At 70.8% G+C, this 23,079-nt stretch carries 21 protein-coding genes and 1 tRNA gene; 16 read left to right on the top strand and 6 right to left on the bottom strand.

Going from position 1 to position 23,079, the window contains the following annotated elements; translation table 11 throughout:
* Nucleotides 1-18 precede the first annotated feature (18 nt).
* Nucleotides 19-1,320: a hypothetical protein gene (locus tag GGQ54_RS12050; protein ID WP_179445604.1), complete on the bottom strand. Its 1,302-nt coding sequence runs from the start codon at nucleotides 1,318-1,320 to the stop codon at nucleotides 19-21.
* Nucleotides 1,321-1,419: 99 nt separating this feature from the next.
* Here GGQ54_RS12050 and GGQ54_RS12045 point away from each other — a divergent pair, with 99 nt between their 5' ends.
* The 5 genes from GGQ54_RS12045 to GGQ54_RS12025 all read left to right on the top strand — a co-directional run bounded on the left by GGQ54_RS12045 (nucleotide 1,420) and on the right by GGQ54_RS12025 (nucleotide 5,615).
* Entirely contained in the window at nucleotides 1,420-2,637 is a 1,218-nt protein-coding gene (locus tag GGQ54_RS12045; protein ID WP_179445603.1) for an MFS transporter, read from the top strand.
* Complete coding sequence (locus GGQ54_RS12040; protein WP_179445602.1) at nucleotides 2,634-3,320, top strand: uracil-DNA glycosylase; 687 nt, start codon at nucleotides 2,634-2,636, stop codon at nucleotides 3,318-3,320. Before GGQ54_RS12045 ends, GGQ54_RS12040 begins: the two co-directional genes overlap by 4 nt.
* A 105-nt stretch (nucleotides 3,321-3,425) precedes the next feature.
* On the top strand, nucleotides 3,426-4,136 hold the full coding sequence (locus tag GGQ54_RS17655; protein WP_179445601.1) for a helix-turn-helix domain-containing protein: 711 nt from the start codon (nucleotides 3,426-3,428) through the stop codon (nucleotides 4,134-4,136).
* Between the two features lie 49 nt (nucleotides 4,137-4,185).
* Nucleotides 4,186-4,584 carry a VOC family protein gene (locus GGQ54_RS12030; protein WP_179445600.1) on the top strand — a complete coding sequence of 133 codons (399 nt, stop codon included), beginning with the start codon at nucleotides 4,186-4,188 and terminating at the stop codon, nucleotides 4,582-4,584.
* 59 nt (nucleotides 4,585-4,643) lie between these two features.
* Entirely contained in the window at nucleotides 4,644-5,615 is a 972-nt protein-coding gene (locus tag GGQ54_RS12025; RefSeq protein ID WP_218843850.1) for a zinc-binding dehydrogenase, read from the top strand.
* Nucleotides 5,616-5,651: 36 nt separating this feature from the next.
* Here GGQ54_RS12025 and GGQ54_RS12020 read toward each other — a convergent pair whose 3' ends face one another.
* Entirely contained in the window at nucleotides 5,652-7,184 is a 1,533-nt protein-coding gene (locus GGQ54_RS12020) for an arylsulfatase (RefSeq protein ID WP_179445599.1), read from the bottom strand.
* A gap of 68 nt (nucleotides 7,185-7,252) precedes the next feature.
* On the opposite strand from GGQ54_RS12020, the gene msrA reads away from it, so the two are divergent.
* The 5 genes from msrA (at nucleotide 7,253) to GGQ54_RS11995 (ending at nucleotide 14,312) form a co-directional block, all read left to right on the top strand.
* The gene (msrA, locus tag GGQ54_RS12015) at nucleotides 7,253-7,945 is read left to right on the top strand and encodes a peptide-methionine (S)-S-oxide reductase MsrA (protein ID WP_218843849.1); all 693 of its coding nucleotides are present in this window, start codon (nucleotides 7,253-7,255) and stop codon (nucleotides 7,943-7,945) included.
* A gap of 34 nt (nucleotides 7,946-7,979) precedes the next feature.
* The gene (locus tag GGQ54_RS12010; protein ID WP_179445598.1) at nucleotides 7,980-8,519 is read left to right on the top strand and encodes a DinB family protein; all 540 of its coding nucleotides are present in this window, start codon (nucleotides 7,980-7,982) and stop codon (nucleotides 8,517-8,519) included.
* Between the two features lie 180 nt (nucleotides 8,520-8,699).
* Nucleotides 8,700-9,602 (top strand): hypothetical protein, encoded by a 903-nt coding sequence (locus GGQ54_RS12005; protein WP_179445597.1) that lies wholly within the window; start codon nucleotides 8,700-8,702, stop codon nucleotides 9,600-9,602.
* Nucleotides 9,603-9,735: 133 nt separating this feature from the next.
* Nucleotides 9,736-10,425 (top strand): TetR/AcrR family transcriptional regulator, encoded by a 690-nt coding sequence (locus GGQ54_RS12000; RefSeq protein WP_179445596.1) that lies wholly within the window; start codon nucleotides 9,736-9,738, stop codon nucleotides 10,423-10,425.
* A 47-nt stretch (nucleotides 10,426-10,472) separates the two neighbouring features.
* Nucleotides 10,473-14,312 carry an efflux RND transporter permease subunit gene (locus tag GGQ54_RS11995; protein WP_179445595.1) on the top strand — a complete coding sequence of 1,280 codons (3,840 nt, stop codon included), beginning with the start codon at nucleotides 10,473-10,475 and terminating at the stop codon, nucleotides 14,310-14,312.
* A gap of 18 nt (nucleotides 14,313-14,330) precedes the next feature.
* Here GGQ54_RS11995 and GGQ54_RS11990 read toward each other — a convergent pair whose 3' ends face one another.
* From GGQ54_RS11990 to ypfJ, 3 genes are read right to left on the bottom strand one after another with little or no spacing between them, the layout of a single operon-like run.
* Nucleotides 14,331-14,825 (bottom strand): beta-class carbonic anhydrase, encoded by a 495-nt coding sequence (locus GGQ54_RS11990; protein WP_179445594.1) that lies wholly within the window; start codon nucleotides 14,823-14,825, stop codon nucleotides 14,331-14,333.
* A 2-nt stretch (nucleotides 14,826-14,827) separates the two neighbouring features.
* Nucleotides 14,828-15,472: a DNA-3-methyladenine glycosylase gene (locus tag GGQ54_RS11985; protein ID WP_343045948.1), complete on the bottom strand. Its 645-nt coding sequence runs from the start codon at nucleotides 15,470-15,472 to the stop codon at nucleotides 14,828-14,830.
* Nucleotides 15,473-15,478: 6 nt separating this feature from the next.
* Nucleotides 15,479-16,384 (bottom strand): KPN_02809 family neutral zinc metallopeptidase, encoded by a 906-nt coding sequence (gene ypfJ, locus GGQ54_RS11980; RefSeq protein ID WP_179445593.1) that lies wholly within the window; start codon nucleotides 16,382-16,384, stop codon nucleotides 15,479-15,481.
* 169 nt (nucleotides 16,385-16,553) lie between these two features.
* On the opposite strand from ypfJ, the gene GGQ54_RS11975 reads away from it, so the two are divergent.
* Nucleotides 16,554-17,153 (top strand): NUDIX hydrolase, encoded by a 600-nt coding sequence (locus GGQ54_RS11975; protein WP_425487420.1) that lies wholly within the window; start codon nucleotides 16,554-16,556, stop codon nucleotides 17,151-17,153.
* Between the two features lie 68 nt (nucleotides 17,154-17,221).
* Here the strand turns inward: GGQ54_RS11975 and GGQ54_RS11970 are convergent, their stop codons facing one another.
* The gene (locus GGQ54_RS11970; RefSeq protein ID WP_179445591.1) at nucleotides 17,222-18,019 is read right to left on the bottom strand and encodes a Bax inhibitor-1/YccA family protein; all 798 of its coding nucleotides are present in this window, start codon (nucleotides 18,017-18,019) and stop codon (nucleotides 17,222-17,224) included.
* A 150-nt stretch (nucleotides 18,020-18,169) separates the two neighbouring features.
* On the opposite strand from GGQ54_RS11970, the gene GGQ54_RS11965 reads away from it, so the two are divergent.
* The 5 genes from GGQ54_RS11965 (at nucleotide 18,170) to GGQ54_RS11945 (ending at nucleotide 22,893) form a co-directional block, all read left to right on the top strand.
* Nucleotides 18,170-19,000, top strand: coding sequence for an acyl-CoA thioesterase domain-containing protein (locus GGQ54_RS11965; RefSeq protein ID WP_179445590.1), 831 nt, complete (start codon nucleotides 18,170-18,172; stop codon nucleotides 18,998-19,000).
* A gap of 22 nt (nucleotides 19,001-19,022) precedes the next feature.
* A tRNA-Leu gene (locus GGQ54_RS11960) sits at nucleotides 19,023-19,096 on the top strand.
* 522 nt (nucleotides 19,097-19,618) lie between these two features.
* Complete coding sequence (locus GGQ54_RS11955; RefSeq protein ID WP_179445589.1) at nucleotides 19,619-20,194, top strand: hypothetical protein; 576 nt, start codon at nucleotides 19,619-19,621, stop codon at nucleotides 20,192-20,194.
* 41 nt (nucleotides 20,195-20,235) lie between these two features.
* Nucleotides 20,236-21,090 (top strand): hypothetical protein, encoded by an 855-nt coding sequence (locus GGQ54_RS11950; RefSeq protein ID WP_179445588.1) that lies wholly within the window; start codon nucleotides 20,236-20,238, stop codon nucleotides 21,088-21,090.
* A 387-nt stretch (nucleotides 21,091-21,477) separates the two neighbouring features.
* On the top strand, nucleotides 21,478-22,893 hold the full coding sequence (locus GGQ54_RS11945; protein WP_179445587.1) for an alanine/glycine:cation symporter family protein: 1,416 nt from the start codon (nucleotides 21,478-21,480) through the stop codon (nucleotides 22,891-22,893).
* Nucleotides 22,894-23,079: the final 186 nt, after the last annotated feature.

The following is a 23,079-nucleotide window of genomic DNA, read 5'->3' as shown; positions in this document are numbered from 1 at the left end:
CTCGGCGAGACCGCAGCTTCAGTTGTGTTCCTCGGCGGTCGACCCGGTGCGGATCGTGGCGGCACCCATCACGATCGCGACATCGAGCCGGGCAGCACCGTTGCCGAGGACCACCTCATCGGCGGCACCCGTGTGCTCGCCGGCCCAGCCGACCCGGCCGAGCTGGCTCTCCGCGTGCACGGTGACATTGGAGTCGGCCCCGAGGGCGACGGTGAGACTGCCGGATTCACAGCGGACGCGGGACCGGCCGGTGGTGATCGTGCCCGTGACGGTGCCGGGGCCGGCCTGGATCAGCACGTCCTCGGCCTCGGCGATGCCGATCAGCCGGGCGCCGCCCACGGTCACCCGGACCTTGCCGAGCAGATCGATCGATTCGGTACGCAGGGAGCCACCCGTCACCTCGGCGTCCAGCACCAGCTCGGGGTTGATCCGGACGACGAGCTCCTTGCCCAGGCCCATCGACTTCACGTCGTCGAAGCTGCGCGGCGGTCGGAACAGGCTGAACCCCTGCATCGACGGGCCGACATCGCCCTCGCTGATGATCTCCACGACATCGCCGCTGCGCCGCAGCACGTGCTGGCCGTCGACCTCGGCCGTGGTCACACCCGGGTCGCCCAGCACGCGTACCCGCCGGCCGACGACCCGGATCGAGACCCGCCGCACCCCTCCCGGGCGAGCGCCCGGTCCCCGCGGCGCCGGCCGGGTGAACTCGTCCGCGCCCGCCCCGGCCGGTCGCTCGGAAAAGCGCGTCTCGGCCTCGTGCCGCAGCCGTCCGAGCCCCTCCTCCGCCTCGTGCCGCAGCCGATCGAATCCCTGCCGCGCGAGGTCGAACCAGGACTGCTCGGCGCCGGCGCGCCCGGTGCCGGTCTGCTCCCCGGCAGCGTGCTGCTCCGGTGACTGTTGATCATCGTCGGGCTGGTTCTCGGTCTCGCCGGCAGGCTCTTCGGGCGACGGCTGGCTGAAGTCCTCGCGGGCGAGGCCCGGGCGCTGCGCCCGGCCGAGCTCCTCCTCGCTGCGCTGCTCGACCACGGGCTCGGCGTCGCTCGCCCGGTCGCCAGCGGGCTCGGCGTCGCTCGTCCGGTCGCCAGCGGCGGCGTCGCTCGCCCGGTCGTCCGTGGGCTCGGCCTCCGGCCGGGGCCGAAGATCCTCCTCGTCGGGCGGCACGGTGCCCGACCAGGCGGCCGACCGGGCCCGCCTCGGCTCGCCTGCCGGGCCGTCCGCGGCACCGCGTACCTGCTCGATCCGGCGCGCCGCCTCGGCGGAATCGATCCGCCCGGCGGCGAGGTCGTCGAGGATCGGGTCCAGCTCCGATGAACTCATGGGCCCGAGTCTAGAGAGCCGAAATCCGCCGCGGGTCCGCCTGTGGTGCCGGTTCAGGGCAATCTCCGGGACCGCACGGGTTGGGCTAGCCTCGGCGAAGTGAGGGGGCGGGTCCGAGGGTGGGTACGCGATCGCTCCACCCTCCCCCGCGATGTCTTCGTGCTGGCCCTGATCGCCTTCAGCGTTGCCGTCGGCTTCGGCGTGCTGGTGCCGGTCCTGCCGGTCTTCGCGAAATCCTTCGGGATCGGCAACCTCGAGGCGGGTGCCGTCATCTCCGCATTCGCACTGCTGCGGCTGCTCACCAGCCCGCTCGCGGCGCGGCTGCTGCGACGCTTCTCCGAGCGCGCCGTGCTGGCGACCGGCGTATTCGTCGTCGCGGCCTCGAGCGCCGCGGCCGGCCTCGCCCAGAGCTATCCGCAGTTGTTGATCATGCGCGGCCTGGGCGGGATCGGCTCGGCGATGTTCACCGTCTCGGCGATGACCCTGCTGCTGCGCTCGGTCCCGGCGACCATGCGGGGCCGCGCCGCCGGCTTCTTCCAGTCCGGGTTCCTGCTCGGCGGCATGGCCGGCCCGGCGCTCGGCAGCCTGCTCGCCACCATCTCGCTGACCGCACCGTTCTTCTTCTACGCGGCGACGCTGGCGGTCGCGGGCACCGTCGGGCTCGCGCTGCTCCGCCCGCCGGTGCACGCGGGCGCCTCGACGTCTCGGCCCGGGGTGCCCCTGCGTACCGTGCTCGGCGACGCCCGCTTCCAGGCGGCCTGCGCGACCAATTTCGCTCAGGGCTGGAATGCCTTCGGGGTACGCAGCTCGTTGGTTCCGGTCCTCGTGGTGGAGTCGTTGCACCGCTCGCCCGCCGACGCGGGCATTGCCTTCGCGATCGCCGCCGTCGCCCAGACCCTTGCGCTCGGCCCGGCCGGCCGGTTCGTCGACACGATCGGTCGCCGACCGGCCATGATCGCCGGCGGCCTGATCTGCGGGTTGTCCGCGGCCGCAATCGCGTTCGCGCCGGATCTGTGGGTGCTGACCGGGGTGTTCGTGATCTTCAGCCTGGGCGCGGCGCTGCTCGGCACCGCGCCGGCGGCGGCGGTCGGGGACGCGGCCGGGCCGAACAGCGGCCAGCCGGTCGCCGTGTTCTCGATGTGCGCCGACATCGGGGCGATCATCGGCCCGCTGGTCGCGGGCGCACTGGCCGACGCGTTCTCGATGCCGGCCGCGTTCGCGGTGGGTGCGGTGTTGTTGATCATGTCATCCGCCCTCGCGACGCGGATGCCGCCCGGCGTACCCGAACCTGAGCCCGCGACGAAAGGGACGAGATGAAACGACCACTGTCCGAGCTGATCGCGCCCGACTGGGCGGCAGCGCTCCACCCGGTGGCCGACCGGATCGCCACGATGGGCGACTTCCTGCGGGCCGAGAACGCCGCCGGCCGGGGCTACCTGCCGGCCGGCGATGCCGTGCTGCGGGCCTTCACCCTGCCGCTGGAGCGAGTACGCGTGCTGGTGGTCGGCCAGGATCCCTACCCCACGCCGGGCCACCCGGTCGGCCTGAGCTTCTCGGTGGCCCCCGACGTGCGGCCGTTGCCCAAGTCGTTGATCAACATCTACCGCGAGCTGCACGATGATCTTGGCGTGCCGCCCGCGGAATCGGGCGACCTGACCCCGTGGTTCGACCAGGGCGTGTTGCTGCTCAACCGGGTACTCACCGTGCAGCCCGGCCGGTCGGCGGCGCATCGCGGGAAGGGCTGGGAGGTGATCACCCAGCGAGCGATCGAGGCGCTGGTGGAGCGCGGCGGACCGCTGGTCGCGATCCTGTGGGGCCGCGACGCCCAGTCGCTGATCCCGATGCTCGGGTCGGTGCCGCACGTGGCCAGCCCGCACCCCTCGCCGCTGTCGGCGCACGCGGGCTTCTTCGGCTCCCGGCCGTTCTCCCGGGTCAACGAACTCCTCGAACGGCAGGGCGCGGACCCGATCGACTGGTCGCTCGACGCGCAGCGGGCCTGAGTCGAGTTAGCCTGCCGCCGTGGAGCGCGACCACGTCCTGCACCCGGCGCTGCGGCCCATGTTGCGTCGCTGGTCGGCTACCGCGCGCGTCTGGACCCCCGCGCGGTGCATCACGGCCTGCCGTCGCCGACGATCACGGTCGTGCTGTCCTTCGACGAGCCGCTCGACGCCGGCTGGCTGGGCCGGCCGGCCGGTCGCGGCGACTTCTGGACCTGCGCATCCGGCCTGCACACCACCCCCGCGCTGATCCGCACTCACGGCGCGCAGCACGGCATCCAGCTTGCGCTGACCCCGCTCGGCTCGCGCGCGCTGCTCGGCCTGCCGGCGGGCGCGCTGGCCGGTGAGCTGGTACGCCACGAGGACCTCCCGGTCGGCATCGGCGCGGGCCTGCACGCCGAGCTGGCCAGCCTCGATGGCGGCGAGCGGGTGCGTCGCCTGGAACGACACCTGCTGGCGCTGCTGGCCCGGTCCACCACCGACCCGGCGCACGCGATCGGCCCCGAGCTGGCCCGCGCCTGGGCGCTGTTGCAGCGCACCGGCGGCACCGTTCGGATCGACGAGCTGGCCACCCGGATCGGTTGGGGGCGGCGCCGGCTGACCCGCGAGTTCCGCGCCGAGTACGGCGTCTCGCCGAAGCAGGCCGCTCGGGTCACCCGGTTCGACCGCAGCCGGCGGCTGCTCGCCGCGGGGAGACCGCTGGCCGAGCTCGCCGCGAGCGCCGGGTTCTTCGACCAGGCGCACCTGTCCAGGGAGTACGCGGCGCTGGCCGAGCGCAGCCCGGGACAGTTGCGCGCCTCGGCGTACCACCTGGCCTGATGCCCATTCGTCCAAGCCGGCCGGCCCGCGGCGCGGGCACGCTGGCGCCATGAGCAGACAACTCTTTGCAGCATTCGCCTTCGACGACCCGGACGCGGCGATCGCGTTCCTCACCGCGGTCGGGTTCGCCGAGGCGGGGGTGTATCGCGACGGCGCCGGCACCGTCGTGCACGCGCAGTTCGACTGGCGGGACACGGGCGGGGTGATGTTCGGCGCTGCCCGCCGCGGGGACGAGGGCGACGCCGACCGTGCCGCGACCGTCGGGCGGGGCGCCTGCTACTGCGTGTGCCCCGACGACGCCGCGGTCGATGCGGTGCATGCGTCGGCGCTGGCGGCGGGCGCGTCCTCGGTGCAGGCGCCGACCGACATGGACTACGGCGGCCGCGGGGCCACGGTCCGCGACGCCGAGGGCAACCTGTGGTCCTTCGGCAGCTACCCGGGCTCCTGATCCGCGGCGCGAGTGCGCGGGTTGACCTCCAGCGTGGTTGAGCTCCTAGCGTCGCTGCCATGACGACACCTACCGCGCCCACGGCGGCCATCCGAGCGATCATCGTCGAGGAGTTCGGCCCGCCGGACGTATTGCGGCCCCGGGAGGTGCCGGCCGCGGAGCCGGGCGCCGGTCAGGTGGTGATCAACACCGTTTTCGCCGACGTGATGTTCCTCGACGTGCGGCTGCGCAGCGGCTGGGGCGCCGACTACTTCAAGATCACCGCGCCCTATGTCCCGGGCGGCGGCGTCGGCGGCACCGTCGCGGCCGTGGGCGCGGGCGTCGACGACGGCCTGGTCGGGGCCACCGTCACCGCCCGGGTCGGCGGCCGCGTCCCGGTCGGCGGGTACGCCGAGCGCGCCCTCGCGCAGGCCGACGACCTGACCCGCGTACCCGCGGGGCTCGGCCTCGACCTGGCCACCGCCCTGGTGCACGACGGCAAGACCGCGCTCGCCGCCTGGCGCGCGGTCGACGTCGCCGCGGGCGACACCGTGTTGATCACCGCGGCCTCGGGCGGGCTCGGGACGCTGCTCACCCAGCTCGCGGTGCGCGCCGGCGCCGAGGTGATCGCCGCCGTCGGCAGCGCCGCCAAGGGCGAACGCCTGCGCGCGCTCGGCGCGAGCGAGATCGTGGCGAGCACCGACCCGCGGTGGAGCGACGCGGTGTCGGCCCGGCCGCAGGTCGTCTTCGACGGCGCGGGCGGCGACGTCGGCCGCGCGGCGGCGGGCCTGCTCGCCGACGGCGGCGCACTGGTCGGCTACGGCGCCGCATCGGGCGGGTTCGCCGCCGTGGACGATCCGCGGATCCGCGTCGTCGACCTCGGCAAGATCAACGCGGCCGAGCCCGGCCTGGCCGACGAGGCGCTGGAGCTCGCCCGCACCGGCGAGCTCGCGGTCACCATCGGCCAGACGTTCCCGCTCGCCGACGCCGCCGAGGCCCACCGCACGATCGAGGAGCGCCGCGCAATCGGCCGGACGCTGCTGACGATCTGAGCCGCCGGCGGCGGGGCGGTCCGAGGGCGGCGGTGCTCAGCCCGGCCAGGCGTCGGCGAGGGCGGCGATGTCGGAGCGTTCGGTACGCACCGCGCGGCCGGGGACCAGCGCCGCGTCGGCGACGAAGCCCTCCTCGCGCCCGGTCAGGTCGTCCACCAGCCGCCGGCGCCAGAGCGCGATCTCGTCCGAGCGCGCGGGGTCGTCGATCAGATTGTGCAGCTCGTGCGGGTCGGCCTCGAGGTCGAAGAACTGCTCGATGCCCTTCGCCGATGCCCACAAGAACTTCCGCCGGCCGTCGGTCACCCACTGCAGGGACTGATCGAAATGCACGTGCTCGCCGTGCAGATGATCACGCCACCGGGCCACCTCGCCGCCGACCGCGCCCGGCGCCAGGCTCGCCCCGTCCATCGACGGCGGCGCCGCCACACCGGCGAACTCCAGCACCGTCGGTGCGATGTCGCGCAGCTCGGTGACCTCGCTGCGTACCTGACCGCGCGGTGCCTCCGGGCTGAACCGCGGCGCCGGCCGGACGATCAGCGGCACCCGCGCACTGCCCTCGTAGCCGACGCTCTTGCGATACATGTCATGATCACCGAGCATCTCGCCGTGGTCGGAGGTGAAGATGATCACGGTGTCGTCGAGCAGCTCATGATCGGCGAGCGCCTCGCGGATCCGGTTGATCTGCAGGTCGAGGTGACTGATGTTGCCGTGGTAACCGGCAACCGCGCGGTGCCGGGTCTGCGGGTCGAGCCGACCCATGACGGTCTGGTGATGATCATCGCGGCGAAACTCGGCAAAATCGTCGATCCAGTCCCCGCGCGGCGGTTCGGTGCGCGGACCGTGCAGGTACTGGTCGAAGGCCCACCGCGGCGGATTGAACGGCGCGTGCGGGCGGTGGAACGACACGTAGCAGAAGAACGGCACCGTCGGATCGCGTCGCGCCAACCAGTCGACGGTCTCCTGGGCGACCCAGTTCGTCGGGTGCAGCCGCTCGGGCAGCGTCCACGGCACCGCGACCATCGAGTTCGGCCCGACCCCGTCACCGAAGCCGTCCGCGTCCGGCCCGACCTCGGGCTGGCGACGGAGCCAGGCCAGATAGTCGTCGTGCGCGGCAAGATTGCGCCCGCCGTAGCGCCGGGAGAAGTGCAGGAATCCGTCGTGCAGCCGAACATCGTCGAAGCCGCAGCGCGACCGCTCGGGAAAGACGTGCATCTTGCCGATCGCCTGGGTCTGGTAGCCGTGCTCGCGCAGCACCGCCTGCATCGTCACGGGGTGCGCGTCCGCGAACGGCACGCCCTCCCGATAGCCGTAGCGCCCGTGCCGCTCCTGCGACTGACCGGTGAACAACCCCACCCGGGCCGGAACGCAGGTCGGCGTCGCGGAGTACGCCCGGGCGTACCGCGTTCCCTCGCCGGCCAGCTCGTCCAGGTGTGGCGTACGAACCACGGGATGACCGGCCGAGGACAGCGCGTCGCCGCGCATCTGGTCGACGCAGACGACCATGATGTTGGGCCGGTCGTGGCGGATCGCGCGGGGACCACTGGCCCGCGACGCAATCGACTCCGCCATCTCCCACCTCCGCCGAAAACCTATCGCCCGCGGCTGCGCAGCCTTGGCGGCGGGTGCAGACTGGAGGCATGCTCTTCCGCAACTTCACCCCCGAGATGGTCACGGCCGACCGCGCGCTGCCCGGGCGCGACACCCCGGTGCTGGCCCCGATCCCGAAGCACCTCGCCTACGGGATCCCGCTCGACGAGGTGCCCGAGGGGTCCGAGGTCGCCTACTTCGGGATGGGCTGTTTCTGGGGCGCGGAGCGCCTGTACTGGCTCACCGACGGGGTGACCAATACCGGGGTCGGCTACCAGGGCGGGTTCACCCCGAACCCGACCTATGAGGAGGTCTGCTCCGGGCGTACCGGCGACGCCGAGGTCGTCAAGGTCGCCTACGACCCGAACCGGGTCAGCTTCGAGGAACTGCTGAAGGTCTTCTTCGAAAACCACAACCCCACCCAGGGGATGCGGCAGGGAAATGACGTGGGTACGCAGTACCGCTCGCTGATCCTGACCACCACCCCCGAGCAGTTCGCCACCGCGGAGCGCGTGCGCGATCTCTACCAGCAACGGTTCACCGACGCCGGCTTCGGCACGATCACCACCGAGATCGTCGAGGCGAGCCCGTTCTACTGGGCCGAGGACTATCACCAGCAGTATCTGATCAAGAACCCAGGCGGCTACTGCAACCACGGCCCCAACGGCGTCAGTTGCCCGGTCGGCGTGCTGCGGCAGGACCAGGTGCCGAGCCAGGAGTCCGTGCTCGGGCGAGAGGAGTAGCCCCGGCCGTTCCGATACGGCAGACTCCCTGCCCATGATCACGACGGGGGCCGATCGCGAACTGCTCGAGGCGATGCTCGACGACAACCGGGCCGAGCTGGTGGCGAGCGTCCGCGGGCTGTCCGATGCCGACGCGCGCCGCAGGCTGGTGCCCTCGCTGACCACCCCGCTCGCGCTGCTCACCCACGCCGCGGCCGCGGAGCGATCCTGGTTCCAGCGCCGGTTGGCGGCGCTGCCGGAGTCGGAGTGGGACGGCTACGGCTACGGCGACGACGCCAGCTTCGCCACACCCGAGGGCCTGACGCTCGACGAGGCGACCGCGGCGTTCGAGCGGGCCTGCGCCCGTAGCCGCGAGATCGCCGCCGAGTTCGACCTCGACCACGAGGTGCACCACGAGCGGATCGGCACGGTCTCGCTGTGCTGGATCATGTTGCACATGATCCGCGAGCTCGCGCGGCACGCCGGGCACGGCGACATCCTGCGGGAGCAGTTGCTGGGGGGCGGGTCGGCGACCCGGCCGGAGTTCGGCGTACCGCCGCCGGGGTCGGGCAGCGACTCACCGCACAACCCGTAATCTGCGTCACATGACAGCAGTTCCTACTCCTGCTGCACAATGGTGCACGGCGGAAGCGAGGTGCCGGACGAGTCCCCCCGAACGAACGTCGGGTTCAGCGCAGCCCATCCGTTCAGCTCCCCGACACCCCGCTCCCGAGAACGCTAATCGCTGGCTCTTCACTTACCGCGGGCCCGCAATGTGAACGCACCCGACCCGCACCGCCTGCGCCGACCGGCCGAGAACGATTTCCCGACCGCATTCGCCCGCGCGCTGACCTCGCAGGGCCGGACCCTGGAGTGGTTGCGCAGCCGCCTGGCCGATCGCGGTACGCCGGTCAGCCTGGCGACCCTGAGCTACTGGCGGTCCGGGCGCAGCCGGCCCGAACGCCTGGCCTCGCTGGACGCGCTCGACCAGATCGAATCGCTGCTGCGGCTCGAGCCCGGGCACCTGCGCAACCGGTTGGGTCCATCGCGGCGCGTGGGGCCCGACGGTGCGTCCGCCCCGATACCCGACATCGCCGCCATGCATGCCGACAGCATCGGCGATGCGCTGCGGCGCCTGGGCTTCGGCGACGGTTGGGGCATGATCGACCTGAGCACCCATGTTGTGCTCCGGATCGATGCCGATCGCGCCCTGCGCCGGGTCTCGACCCGGACCCTGTGGCGCTGCCAGCACGATCGGGCCGACGCGCTGCCGCTGATCTACGTGCCGAGCGATCCCGACGAGACCGTGCCCACCATCGGCCTCGTCCGCGGTGGGACGGTCGAGCAGATCCTCTCCGACACCCCGAACATGCTGGCGGCGCGGATCGCTGCCGATCGGCCCGTTCGCTGGGGCGAGGAGATCGTGGTCGAGCACGAGCTGGAGTTCCCCGGCGTGTCCGACGACTGCTACGAACACCACGTCGTGCGTCGGATGCAGGAGGTGCTGATCTGGGTCCAGTTCGACCCCGCCCGGTTGCCGGCATCCGCCGATGTCTACTGGCACGACGCCGACGACGGATCCAGGATCGAGCCGGTCGACATCACGGGGCTGACCACGCTGCATCACCGACGTCGCGGCTTCGGCCCGGGATCGTTGGGCATCCGGTGGCGCTGGTGAGCATCCGGCGTACCCCATGACGGAAGTCACGCGCATCCGGTGACCGCGCGCACCGGTCGCACCCGCAGGCATGTGATCGACTTCTCGGGTGCCCGCCTTGCCCGCGATTGAACAAGCGTTTAACGTAGCGCTCATGCCGCCCGACGCCCCCGAACGCATCCGCCGCGCCGCGGTCGAGCTGTTCGGTGAGCGCGGGTACGCCGGCACGACCGTGCGGGCCATCGCGGAGCGGGCGGACGTCTCCCCCGGACTGGTGATCCACCATTTCGGCGGCAAGGAGCGTCTGCGCGCGGCCTGCGACGAGCTGGTCGCCGAAGCCATCCGGGCCAAGGCACCGATCCTCGAGGGCGTCGACCTGCCCGATCCCGCAGCACTGCGCGATCTCCAGGCCGAGGCCGAGCCGTTGCGGGCCTATCTGGTCCGGATGATCGGCGAGGGCGGCGCGGGGGCCGACGCACTGTTCGCTCGGATGGTGGAGTTGACCGAGGGGATGCTCGCCGCCGGCGAGCGGGCCGGCACCGTCCGCCCGAGCGACGATTCGCGGGCGCGTACTGCCATGCTGGTGGCGTACTCGCTCGCGGCCCCGCTCCTCGGCGGCCAACTGGCGAGCTACCTCGGCTACCGCGATCCCCGCGACGCGGCCCTGCAGCATCGGCTCGGCCGCGCGTCGGTCGAGGTTCTCGTCCGCGGGATGTTCACCGACGAACGGCTGCTCGCCCTGATCACCGCCATGGGTGACAACCCCGAGCCCGGCATCGGTCGAAAGACGGATGCGGACTCTGACCCCGAGCAACCAGACTCGAACCCGGCCGACCGGCGCTGATCGGCACACCGTGATCGACAACTCCTCGACCAGAAACTAGGAATCTCGTGAGTCATCTGACCCGCCTCAGCCTCGGCAACCGCGCGGTGATCGTGTTGTTGTGCCTGACCATCGTGGGCCTCGGCCTGTTCGCCACCCGTTCGCTGAAGCAGGAGCTGATCCCGCAGACCGACTACCCCTTCGCCTACATCACCGCCTCCTACCCCGGCGCCTCGCCACAGGTGGTCGAGCGTGACGTGACGAAGCCGATCGAGGACGCGGTACGCGGCGTCGCCGACATCACCAAGACGACGTCGGCGTCGTCGACCGGCTTCGGCCAGGTCCAGGTGGAGTGGAACTTCGGCATTCCCACCGACGACATGCAGAACAAGCTGCAGGGCGCCGTCGACCAGATCAAGGCGAATCTGCCCACCGATGTCGAGCCGAAGGTCACCACGATCAGCCTCGACGCCGCGCCGGTGCTGGCGCTGGGTGTCTCGTCGGACTACAGCTCCGAGGAGCTCAGCGACAAGCTGAACGACATCGCGGTACCGCGGCTGAACGGGCTGCCCGGCGTGGGCTCGACGGAGGTATCCGGCCAGCAGGTGAACGAGGTCGTGGTGACATTGCGCCAGTCCGATCTCGACGCCAAGAAGGTGCAGCCGAGCCAGCTCCAGCAACTCTTCCAGGCGTACAAGTCGCAGATCCCCGCGGGCAGCCTGACCGCCGACGGGCAGCAGATCAATGTCCAGGTGGGCAAGACGCTGACCACGGTGGACGACGTGAAGAACCTGGAGCTGCAGGGCACCGACGGACCGGTGAAGCTCGGCGACGTCGCCGACGTGGCGGACAAGCCGGCCGAGTCGACCTCGATCTTCCGGGTGGACGGCCAGCCGGCGCTGGGCCTGACGGTGACCAAGACCGCCGACGGCAATGTCGTCGAGGTCGCCAACGCGGTGAAGCAGGCCCTCCCGGAGCTGCAGACCCAGCTCGGCGGCAACACCAGGTTCAACACGCTGTTCGACCAGGCGCCCTACATCGAGGACTCGATCAAGGACCTGGGTACGGAGGGCGTGCTCGGTCTGATCATGGCGATCGTGGTCATCCTGATCTTCCTCTGGTCGGTACGCCCGACGATCATCAGCGCGATCTCGATCCCCCTGTCGCTGCTGATCGCGATGATCGGGCTGTTCGTGGGCGGCTACACCCTGAACATGCTGACGCTCGCCGCGCTGACGGTCGCGATCGGCCGGGTGGTGGACGACTCGATCGTGGTGATCGAGAACATCAAGCGCCACCAGGGCACCGGCGCCGAGTTCGGGGCCGACCTGATCATCAAGTCCGTCAAGGAGGTCGCGGGCGCGATCACCGCGTCCACGCTGACCACGGTCGCGGTGTTCTTGCCGATCGCCCTGGTCGGCGGTCAGGTCGGCGAGCTGTTCCGGCCGTTCTCGGTGACGGTCGCGATCGCGCTCGGCGCCTCGCTGGTGGTCGCGCTGACCATCGTGCCGGTGCTCGCGTACTGGTTCATGCGGCCGTCGCGCCGCCCGGTGAACCCCGAGAAGGCCGCGCGCCGCCAAGCCAAGGCGGACGCACTGGCGGCGCGGGAGGCCGAGCGGGAGAGCGCGGCCCAGGCGAAGACCGCCGCCCGCGTACAGGCCAAGGAGGAGCGACTCGTCGCCAAGCTGCAGGCCCGCGGCAAGAGCCCGGAGCAGATCGGCGCGAAGGTCGCCGCGCTGCGCGCGAAGTACCCGACCGGCAGCTCGCTGCCGGCCGATCACGACGCGCACGCCTCGGCCGAGACGCCCCTGCAGCGCGGCTACCTGCCGATCCTGCGCTGGACCCTGCGGCACCCGGTGATCACCAGCGCGGCGGCGATCCTGATCTTCATCCTGACCATGGCGATGACGCCGTTCCTGAAGACGGACTTCCTCGGTTCGTCGGGCGAGACGACGCTGCAGGTGACGCAGACGCTGCCGGCGGGCTCGGCGATCGAGCGCACCGACGAGGACGCGAAGAAGGTCGAGCAGGTGCTGTCGGCCGATCCCGACATCGACACCTACTCGACGACCATCACCGGCGGCGGCGGGGACGTCTACATGGGCACCGGGGGTGGCGCGAACGTCGCCAGCTATTCGATCACCCTGAAGGATCGCGCCGACGGCACCGCGACGATGGAGCGGTTGCGCGGCCAACTCACCGCGCTGCCCGACGCCGGCGAGATCGAGGTCGCGGTGGCCGGCGGCACGGGCGGCGGCAACGAGATCGCGATCCAGGTGCAGGGCAACGATGAGAAGGCCGTCTCCGAGGGCACCGACCGGGTGGTCGAGATGCTCAAGGCCATCCCCGGCATGTCGGAGGTGAAGAGCGACCTGTCGGAGCAGCAGACCATCCTGCAGGTCGACATCGACGAGTCGAAGGCGGCCCAGTACGGGATGAGTCAGGGCACGATCGGCCCGGCCGTCACGGAGGCGCTGCGCGGCACGACGCTCGGCCAGATGCAGATCAACGACAGCGAACAGGACGTGGTGCTGCGCTCGCGCGAGCCGGTGAAGACCAAGGAGGAGCTGGAGAATCTCGAGCTGCCGGTCACCGAGAAGCAGACCGCCGATGCCCAGCAGGACGAGCAGGACTCGATCAAGGACGAGCAGGACGAGCTCGCCGACGAGCAGAAGCGCAAGGCCGAGGAGCAGGCCGACAAGCAGCAGGATCAGTTGCGCGAGCAGCGCGACAAGCTCTCCGACCAGCTCGACGAGCTGCTCGGCCAGCTCGACGACGCCCGCAACGCGCCGGTGCCGGCCGCCCCGCCCGCCGGAGCGCTGCCCCAGGCCCCGGACGCCGGCGGAGGGGTCGGCGCGGGAGCGGGAGCCGGCGCGGGAGCGGGAGCCGGCGCCGGCGCGGCCGCCAAGCAGGCCCAGGTGGACGCGCTGGAGGAGCAGGTCTCGCAACTGCGCGAGCAGTTGAGCGAGATGGACGACCAGATCGAGGAGGCCCGCCAGCAGCGCGCCGATTCCGACGAGCAGCAGCGCCGGAGCGACGAGCTGGCCGACCGCAGCGAGAACCTGAAGGACATCACCGGAAAGCCGGTGAAGCTGAAGGACGTCGGTAAGGTCAACGAGATCACGGCGCCGTCGACGATCAACCGGATCGACGGCGCGCGGGCGGTCTCGGTGACCGGCAAGCCGACCGGTGACGACCTGGGCGCGGTCACGGCGCAGATGCAGAGTGGCCTGGCGACGATCAGCCTGCCGAGCGGGGTCACGGCGAGCATCGGCGGCGTGTCCGCCGACCAACAGGAGGCCTTCGGACAGCTCTTCGCGGCGATGGGGGTGGCGATCGCGATCGTCTACATCATCATGGTGGCGACGTTCCGCTCGCTGCTGCAGCCGTTGATCCTGCTGGTCTCGGTGCCGTTCGCGGCGACCGGCGCGATCGGACTGCTGTTGCTCACTGGCGTACCGCTCGGCATCGCGTCCATGATCGGCCTGCTGATGCTGATCGGCATCGTGGTCACCAACGCGATCGTGCTGATCGACCTGATCAACCACTATCGAGCCCAGGGCGCATCGGTCGACGATGCCGTGATCCATGGCGCGCGGTTGCGGTTGCGACCGATCATCATGACGGCAGCGGCGACCATCTGTGCCCTGATCCCGATGGCGTTCGGCCTGACCGGCGGCGGGGTGTTCATCTCCCAGCCGCTGGCGGTGGTGGTGATCGGCGGACTGATCAGCTCGACGCTGCTCACCTTGGTGCTGGTGCCGGTGCTCTACCACTTCGTGGAGAAGTTCCGCTCCCGCAAGTCCGACAAGGGGAACCGGCCGCGTCGCGACGCCGAGCGCGACGAGCCGACGACCCCGCTGAACACGATGTTCGGCGACGATCCGGGCCCGGCGCCGGCGCGCTGAATGCCGACGCCGGGCGTCTCAGGCCAGCCGGTCGAGGCGCCCGGTGTCGACGTCGTACATGAAGCCGCCGACCGCGACCGACTCGTTGATCAACGGGTGCGAACGGACCTTCTGCACGTCGGCGGCGAGCGTCCGCTCGGGGTCGGTGATCACGCCGATGCTCATCCAGCTCGCGTCGACTCCGGTGCTGTCGGTGAGCCGCTGCCGGATCTCGTCCTCGCTGGACGACGCGACGGCACACCGGGTGTGCTGCACGATCAGTACGCGGCTCACGTTCAACAGGTTGACGCCGAGCACGAGGGCGACCAGGGCTGCGTCGTTCACGCGACCACCCGGGTTGCGCAGGATCTTCGCGTCGCCGGCCCGGAGCCCGATCATCCGCAGCGGGTCGATCCGGCTGTCCATGCAGGTCAGCATCGCGACACCCGCGCGGGCGACACCGTCGAAGCCCTGCAGGTCGAAGCTCTCGGCGTAGCGGGCATTGGAGTCCAGCAGATCATCGAACTCGCCCATGATCATTCCGTTCTGCGCGGTGCCCGGCCGGTGCCGGGCGTTCGGTCGGTCAGCCTAGCCGGACGGTACGCCGAGACGGTCGGATCGCCCGCGATGAAGAATCGCCACGGCACGTCGGTCGCCCGGCTCACGCCGACCCGTGGTCCGGCCGTGATCAACTCGGGCGGTAGCGGATCGGCGAGTTCCAGGGCAGGCCCCTCGCCCGCCGCGAGATCGGCTCCGTCGTAGGCGCGGGTGATGCCCAGGCAGCGGGTCAGATTCCCGGGGCCACGGGCCAGCCGGGCATCCGGCACGGGTGCGGCGGTCCGCTCCCCCCGCCTGGCCCGTGCGGCGTCGATGCCGCCGATCACCTCGCCTGCGCGGACCAGCAACCCGGTCGGCGTGCCCGCCGCCCCGCAGACCACATTGCAGCAACTGTGCCCGTGCATCGTGTAGACGTAGAGGTGGCCGGCCGGCCCGAACATGGTGGCATTGCGCGCCGTCTCACCGCGCCAGGCGTGCGAGGCGGGATCGTCGGCGCCGGCGTAGGCCTCGACCTCGGTGATCCGCACCGCCACCTCGCCGTGCCGCAGCACCGACCCGAGCAACCGGGGGGCCACCTCGGGCGCGGATCCGGCGAGCTGGCGTTCCAGCCACTCCCGGCGCACCGGCGCTCAGGCGGCCGCGCCGGTCGAGACGTTGGGATCCATCAACTGCCGGCACACGTTGGGGTCGCCGCTCTGGTAGCCGCGCATCAGCCAGGCCTTGCGCATCTCCGACGAGCCGTGCGTCCAGGTCTCCGGGCTCACCTGACCCCGCATCGAGGACTGGATCCGATCGTCGCCGACCGCCTCGGCCGCGTCGACGGCCCGGTTCAGGTCGTCGGCGGTGATCACCTCGATGGCATCGTCGGGATCGGTCGCCGACCAGGCGAGCCAGTTGCCGGCGAAGCAGTCGGCCTCCAGCTCCAGGCGTACCGCCATCGACTCGGGGCCGGTCGAGCGGTCGGACTGCCCGCGGCCGAGGTCGCCGATCAGGTTGGAGATGTGGTGGCCGTACTCGTGGGCGATCACGTACGCCTCGGCGGCGTCGCCGCCCTGGGCACCGAACTGCGAGCTGAGTTGGTCGAAGAAGCCGGTGTCGAGGTAGACCGTCTCGTCCCCGGGGCAGTAGAAGGGCCCGACCGCCGAGGTCGCGGTGCCGCAGGCGGTCTGGATCTGGCCGCTGAAGGTGCGGGTCACGGTGGGGCGGTAGCCCTGCACGGTCTCCCCCCAGTACTGCTGGATGGAGTTGGTGTAGGCGACGAAGCGGCAGCTCCGGTCGGTCGCGATGTCGCCACCGGTGCGGCAGGCCTCGTTGCTCGTCCCCTCGGACTGGGTCTGGGCCGGGCCTGAGGCGACCTGCCCACCGGCCAGCCCGGTCAGGTCGACGCCGAGGATGTTGGAGAGCAGGAACAGGATCAGCAGCGTGCCGATGCCGCCGCCGACGGCGATCTTGCCGCCGCCGATCCCGCCGCCACCCCCGCCGCCGCTGCTGCGCACCTGGGACGTGTCGAGCCGCGCGTCGTCCTTGTACTGCACGAGATGACCTCCTCGCCGGCGGCTACCTGCCGCGCGATGAGCATAGTGGGCGGGTCCCCTGCGTGGTGGCTGGCCGGCCCCCGGGCGGGCGCGCCATGATGGCGAAATGCGACTGATCGGACTCGGGCCCGCGGGTGAGCCGCTGGTGAGCCTGGAGATCGATCACGGCGTGGACCCGCACACCGCCTTGTGGAACCGGGGCCTGTCGCTCACCCGACCCGTGCGCGCACAACGCGGCCCGGCCGGCGAACTGGTGCTACTGGTGCACGCGACGCCGCACGGTCGCAAGCGTGGCCGCCCGGGCGGGCGCCAGCGGCCGGAGCGTCCCGGATCGGGGGCGGTACGCCGGCAGCGCGTCGCCGCCTATGCCATCACGCTGAGCGACCGCGGCGTGCTGGGCACCGAGTTCTCCGCCCGAACCCACGTGCCGGGTCAGTGGGGGCTGCCGGGCGGCGGCGTCGATCCGGGCGAGGAACCTCCGGAGACGGTACGCCGGGAGCTGATGGAGGAGGCGGGCCAGCGGGTCGATCTGGGGCTGCTGATCGACGTGCAGTCCGACCACTGGGTCGGCACCTCGCCCTCGAACGTGCTGGAGGACTTCCACGCGCTGCGGCTGATCTATGCCGCCGACTGCCCCGAGCCGACCGACCCGGTGGTGCACGACGTTGGGGGCACGACCTCGGCCGCCGCCTGGATCCCGCTCGGCCGGTGGCGGGAGTGGCGCTGGACCGCCGGCGCCCGCGCCCTGCTCGAACGACACCTCGGCTAGCGCCGGCCCGAACGCGACGAAGGCCCCGCCCGGTGGGGCGGGGCCTTCGGTTGCGCGGTGCGTACCGGTCAGCGGCGCAGGTAGCTGATCAGGCGCAGCATCTCGACGTAGAGCCAGACCAGGGTCACGGTCAGCCCGAACGCGGCCTTCCACGACTGGTCGGCCGGGGCGCGCATCGCGATGCCGCGCTCGACGTGGTCGAAGTCCAACACCAGGTTCAGCACGGCGAGCACGACCGCGATCAGCGAGATGCCAACGGCGAGCAGCGTGGGCGGGCCGGTCAGGCCGCCGCGCAGCCCGACACCACCGCCGAACAGCACGAACAAGAAGTTGATCAACATCACCGCGGCGAACGCGATGGTGGCGATCACCACGACCTTGCGGAAGGTCTGGCCGACCTTGATGTTGAAGAACTTGTACGCGGCGAGCGTGACCACCGCCGCGACCAGCGTCGCGAAGACGGCCTGCACGACGATGCCGGGGTAGATGTTCTCGAAGATCCGAGAGAACAGCCCGACGAAGGCGCCCTCGAGGACGGCGAAGAGGATCGCCAGCGGGACCGGGACGGTACGCCGGGCGGCGACGACGATCGTGATGATGAAGGTGCCGAGTGCGGCGACGATCGCGACCGGCAGGCCGAGGGAGACCGGCAGCAGCATGAAGGACGCGGCCGCGGTCAAGATCACGATGCCGAGCATCACGCCGGTCTTGGTGATCACGTCGTCCAGGGTCATCACCCCGCCCGAGCGCGGCGACTGCTGCGGCTGACCGCCGAACTGCTGGCCGTACTGGCTGTCGGCCGGCGCGTAGCCGCCCGACGACCAGGCGTCGCTGCGCGACAACACCGGGTTGGAGCTGCGCATCATGGGGTGGTCCTTTCTCGGTCTGGCTGATCGGCTCGGCGATCCGGCCGACCTCGTTCGACAACGGCGCCCATCCTACCGGGCGGTGCGTTTCGTTACTCTCTGGTAACCCCGGGCGGGGCCCCGATATTCCCCCTGCCCTAAGCTCCGCCCGTGAGCTATGAGTTCGATGCCGTGACCACCCTGGCCCCCGTCGCGGGCGACGAGGCGACCCTGGCCGGCGACTTCGGCACCGGTTGGCTGGTCGGCAAGGCGGTCAACGGCGGGGTGGCGCTGGCCGTGGCGGCGCGGGCGCTCTCGCTCGCCGCCGGCCCGCGCTATCCCGATGCGATCGCCGTGACCGGCACCTACCTGAACCCGTCGATCGCGGGTCCGCTGACGGTGCGAACCGACGTGCTGCGCCGCGGCGGCAGCCTCGCCACCGGGTCGGCGCTGCTGCTGCAACCGGACGCCGACGGTACGCCGGTGCCCCGTGTACTCGTCCAAGGCAGCGTCGGCGACCTGGGCGCCCTGCCGCCCGACGACGACGGCCCGACCGATCCGCCGACCGACCTGCCGGCCGTCGAGGACTGCATCTCCTCGACCGAGAACCGGCCGCCGAGCCTGCACAAGTCGGCGCTGCTGGACCGGTTCGACATGCGATTGGACCCGGCGACGCTCGGCTGGGCGCTCGGCGAGCCGTCCCACCGGGGAATGATCCAGGGCTGGTTCCGGCTGCGCGACGGGCGCGAGCCCGACACCTCGATGCTGCTGTTCGCCGTCGACGCGCTGCCGCCCGTGACGGCCGATCTCGGCCGCCTCGGCTGGGCACCGACCCTGCAGCTGTCGGTCTATGCCCGCGCCCGGCCCGCGCCGGGCTGGCTGCAGTTGCGGCACGAGACCCGGCACCTGTCGGGCGGGCAGTTCGAGGAGGATGCCCGGATCTGGGATTCCACCGGGACGCTGGTCGCGCAGGCGCGCCAGCTCGCCCGCGTACCGCGCTGATCCTCCCTAGACTTCTGTCCGGGCCCCCGTAGCCCAATCGGCAGAGGCAGGCGGCTTAAACCCGCCACAGTGCGGGTTCGACTCCCGCCGGGGGCACCGGTGCGTCGTTGTTCGGATCGGTGTCGATGTAGACCGTCGTGAACGTGAGCGGCCCCTCGGGCTCGATCGTGCACGCGTCCTGGCTGTCCGACGCCCTCGCCCTGAGGCGGCGGTCGGGTCGGGATCGCCGCAGCGCCGGCGTGAGCCGCACCCTCTCGACGCGCGCATGAGCGTTTTGTCGTCATCTCGGCGACCGATGTGACCACAAAGTGCTCACGCCCGCCGGGTGGGGATCACAGCCTTACCGGCCCGACGGTCCGGCCGCGACGGCCGAATTGCGCGCATGCCAATAGATGCCGAACTGGATGATTCCGATCAACAGAATCATCATCGCCTCGGCCCGGGGGGGGACGACCTGCGTGGAGTCTGCCGTGCGGGTATTGCGGTGTCCACAGGTTGTTCGAGTTGTGCACAGGATTTCACCGCGCAAACGGGGATATCCACAGAAATGTGAGGGGCTATCGACAGGGCGCCGGGGCTGCTGGAAGGATCCTCGAAATCGGCGAGAGGAGCCCCCCAGTGATCGCTGCCGACCTCCGGCGCTTCGGCGCGCTCGTGATCGCGCCCGTTGTTGCTGTCCTGGCCGCCTGCACGCCCGCCGCATCCGAGCCTGCGCCAACGCCCACCCCCTCACCCTCTCCCTCCCAGACCCCCTTCGCCGAGAAGAATGCCGCCGCCATCGAGGCGTACAAGCGGTATGAGGAGATGCTGGAAGAGACCTTGATGTCGGGCGGCTACCAAACTGCCGAGGAAGCTCCGCCATCGGTGCGTGCCACGACCATGGGCGAGGAGCGGCAGCTCGTTGATCAGGACAACATCGACCTGGCCAAGGACAAAGCCAAGGGCACCGGTCAGGTGACGATCAGAAACATCGCCATCACGTCGTCGGTCCCGATGCCCGGCGCGCCCGGAGGCCACCAGATCAAGATCGTTGCCTGTCGGGATAACAGCGGTGCACGCATCATCGAGGGCGGCCGAACCTCTGAGCCACCTCAGCGTCTGCAGGAGGTCCGGGTGACGCTCTACTTCGATGAAGAGACGCCCGCCGGCTGGAAGGTGTCCGAGCAGCGCGGGAAGGGTGTTTCCGAATGCTGAGTGCCATGCGAGCTCTCGCGGTTTGGACGAGTGGGCTAGTCATGCTGGCTGCCGCGCTGCCGGCGCATGCCAGCCCGACGCCAAGCCCTCCTCCCCCGCCCGAGGAACCGAAACGCACAAGCACCCGCGATGGCGAGACGGACATCTATGTCGACGCCGAGTCCGAGGGGGTGCGCAAGACTGACACCAACCGACAGCCGAGAGAGCATCGAGGTACCGGCCCGGCCCCTGATCCCTGGGCGGGCTTCTCCAAGGAGGAGCGCGAGGTTGCCGAGCAGACGGGTGGCGTACCGAGCGCGAACGGCAACGGCGAGATGGTTCACCTGTCGGTGTGCCTGGATGACCCGACCGTGTCCGTGCTGTGCCCGAACTATCCAGGCGGAGGGGACGGCGCCCCGCCCGCGCCGACCATCGCGCCCGAGGAGGCCGCCCGTCGCGCGGTCGCCAAGATCCGACTGACCGCCAAGCCGCCAGGGCTCAGCCCGGACTGGAACAAGAACAAATACAAAATGCTGGCCGTCGGATTCCCGGTCTGGGTGCACGCCGACCCGGATTCACTCACCCCCGTCAACGACTCCCAAAACATCGAAGGCCTCGGCGTCTCACTCGACGCCGCCAAACCGAACATCGCGGTCAAGATGGGCGACGGCACCACCCTGCGCTGCGCGCTGAAAGGCCGCCCGTTCAACGACCGCGACGAACCGGGCAGCGACGGCCCCTGCTCGCACCGCTACCAGAAAATGTCCCCACCCGACGGCTACACCGTCACCGCCATCTACACCTGGGACGTCGCCTGGACCGCCGGCGGACAATCCGGCGTGATCACCGTGAGCAACCAGGCCAGCACCCAGATCCCCATCGGCGAACTCCAGGCGCTCATCACCGCCCCACGCTGACCACCCCCAACCACAGCCGGCCCCCAAGCAGCGCCCGCCGCGCACAAGCATGTGCGTTCTGTCGTCATCCCCGCGACCGAGATGACCACAAAACGCACACGCTCGCCAGGTGAAGCCGCCGGCGCACCGGCCCGCACCCATCCAGATCCCTCCCGCAGTTATGCCCGCTCTGCGGCCCGCAGAGCGGGCATAACTGCGGAAACAATCGGAGGCGAGGGGGAGATCAGACCAGGACGCGGGAGACGGGCAGGCCCGAATCGGCGCCGAACCCCAGACCCGACGACGACAGCCCAGCCGCGGCGCGCCCCGCCCGACCACCGGTGGTGGGCGGTCACTAGGGTGCGAGACCGAACCCACGCATGGACGACGACCCGGAGCAGGTGACCGATGGACGCACTGGAGGACGTGCTCAGCTCGATCAGTTCGGTGATCTGGGGGCCGTTCATCCTGATCCCACTGCTGCTCGGTACGGGCCTGGTGCTGACCATCCGGCTGCGCGGCATCCAACTGCGCAAACTCGGCCCGGCGCTGCGGCTCGCGCTGATCCAGCGCAAGGACGACGACGCCGAGGACTCGGGCGACATCTCGCAGTTCCAGGCGCTGACCACGGCGCTCGCGGCCACCGTCGGCACGGGCAACATCGTCGGCGTGGCGACGGCGATCGCGATCGGCGGGCCGGGCGCGCTGTTCTGGATGTGGGTGACCGGCCTGGTCGGGATGGCGTCGAAATACTCCGAGGCGTTCCTCGGCGTACGCTTCCGCACCACCGACGCCGCGGGCGAGCGCTCCGGCGGACCGCAGTACTACCTCGAGCGCGGCATCGGCGGCGGCTTCGGCAAATTCCTGGCCCTGTCCTTCGCCGTGCTCGCCTTCCTGGCCTCCTTCGGCATCGGCAACATGACCCAGGGCAATTCGATCTCGGCCAACCTGGAGTCCTCCTTCGGCGTACCGCTCTGGCTGACCGGCGCGGTGCTCACCGTGCTCACCCTGGTCGTGCTGGTCGGCGGCATCCGCTCGATCGGCCGGGTCACCTCGGCGCTCGTCCCGGTGATGATCGTCTTCTACGTCCTCGGCGCGCTGTGGATCCTGATCGTGAACGCCCCCCAGGTGCCGGCCGCCCTCGCGCAGATCTTCGGCAATGCCTTCACCGGAACGGCTCCGGTCGGCGGCTTCGTCGGCTCGGTGATCATGGTCGCGATCCAGTACGGCGTGGCCCGCGGCATCTTCTCCAACGAGTCCGGGATGGGCTCGGCGGCGATCGCGGCGGCGTCCGCGCAGACCACCCATCCGGTACGCCAGGGCCTGGTCTCGATGACGCAGACATTCATCGACACGATCATCGTCGTCACCTGCACCGGACTCGTGATCGTCACCACCGGCGTGTGGACCGGCGGCGAGGACGCCGCCGCGACGATGACCGGCGAGGCGTTCAGCCGCGGCCTGCCGGGCGAGTGGGGGCACTGGATCGTCACGCTCGGGCTGGTGATGTTCGCCTTCTCCACGATCCTCGGCTGGGCCTACTACGGCGAGCGATGCGTCGAGCGACTGGTCGGGCGCCGCGGCGTACTGCCCTATCGGGTGCTGTTCTCCCTCGTCGTGTTCGTCGGCTGCACCGTGCCACTCGCGGTGGTGTGGAACTTCTCCGACGTGATGAACGGGCTGATGGCCATCCCGAACCTGATCGGCTTGTTGATCTTGTCCGGTCTGGTCGCCCGGGAGACGGCGCACTATCTGCGCAACGACCCGCGGCTGCGCGCCGACCGCGCCGAGGTCGACGCGTTCATGGCCGACCGCGAAACCTGAGCTCAGCGCAACAGCGCCGCGGCGATGACTCGCCTTTCAAGGAACTCGCCGGTCAAACAAACTCGGGTAGAGTGGATCCACCACCGTCACGGGGAACGGTGGCTGCCCGACTCGGACGGGGTAGCCGGCTCGGACAGTCTTTCGACAGGGGAGTAATCGCACGTGCCTCGGTTCACAGACGATTCT

Origin of the sequence: Naumannella cuiyingiana (assembly GCF_013408305.1) — a bacterium.
Classification (GTDB): Bacteria; Actinomycetota; Actinomycetes; order Propionibacteriales; family Propionibacteriaceae; genus Naumannella; species Naumannella cuiyingiana.
The sequence above is the reverse complement of the archived record's forward strand: the minus strand, read 5'-3'. Positions and strand labels throughout refer to the sequence as shown.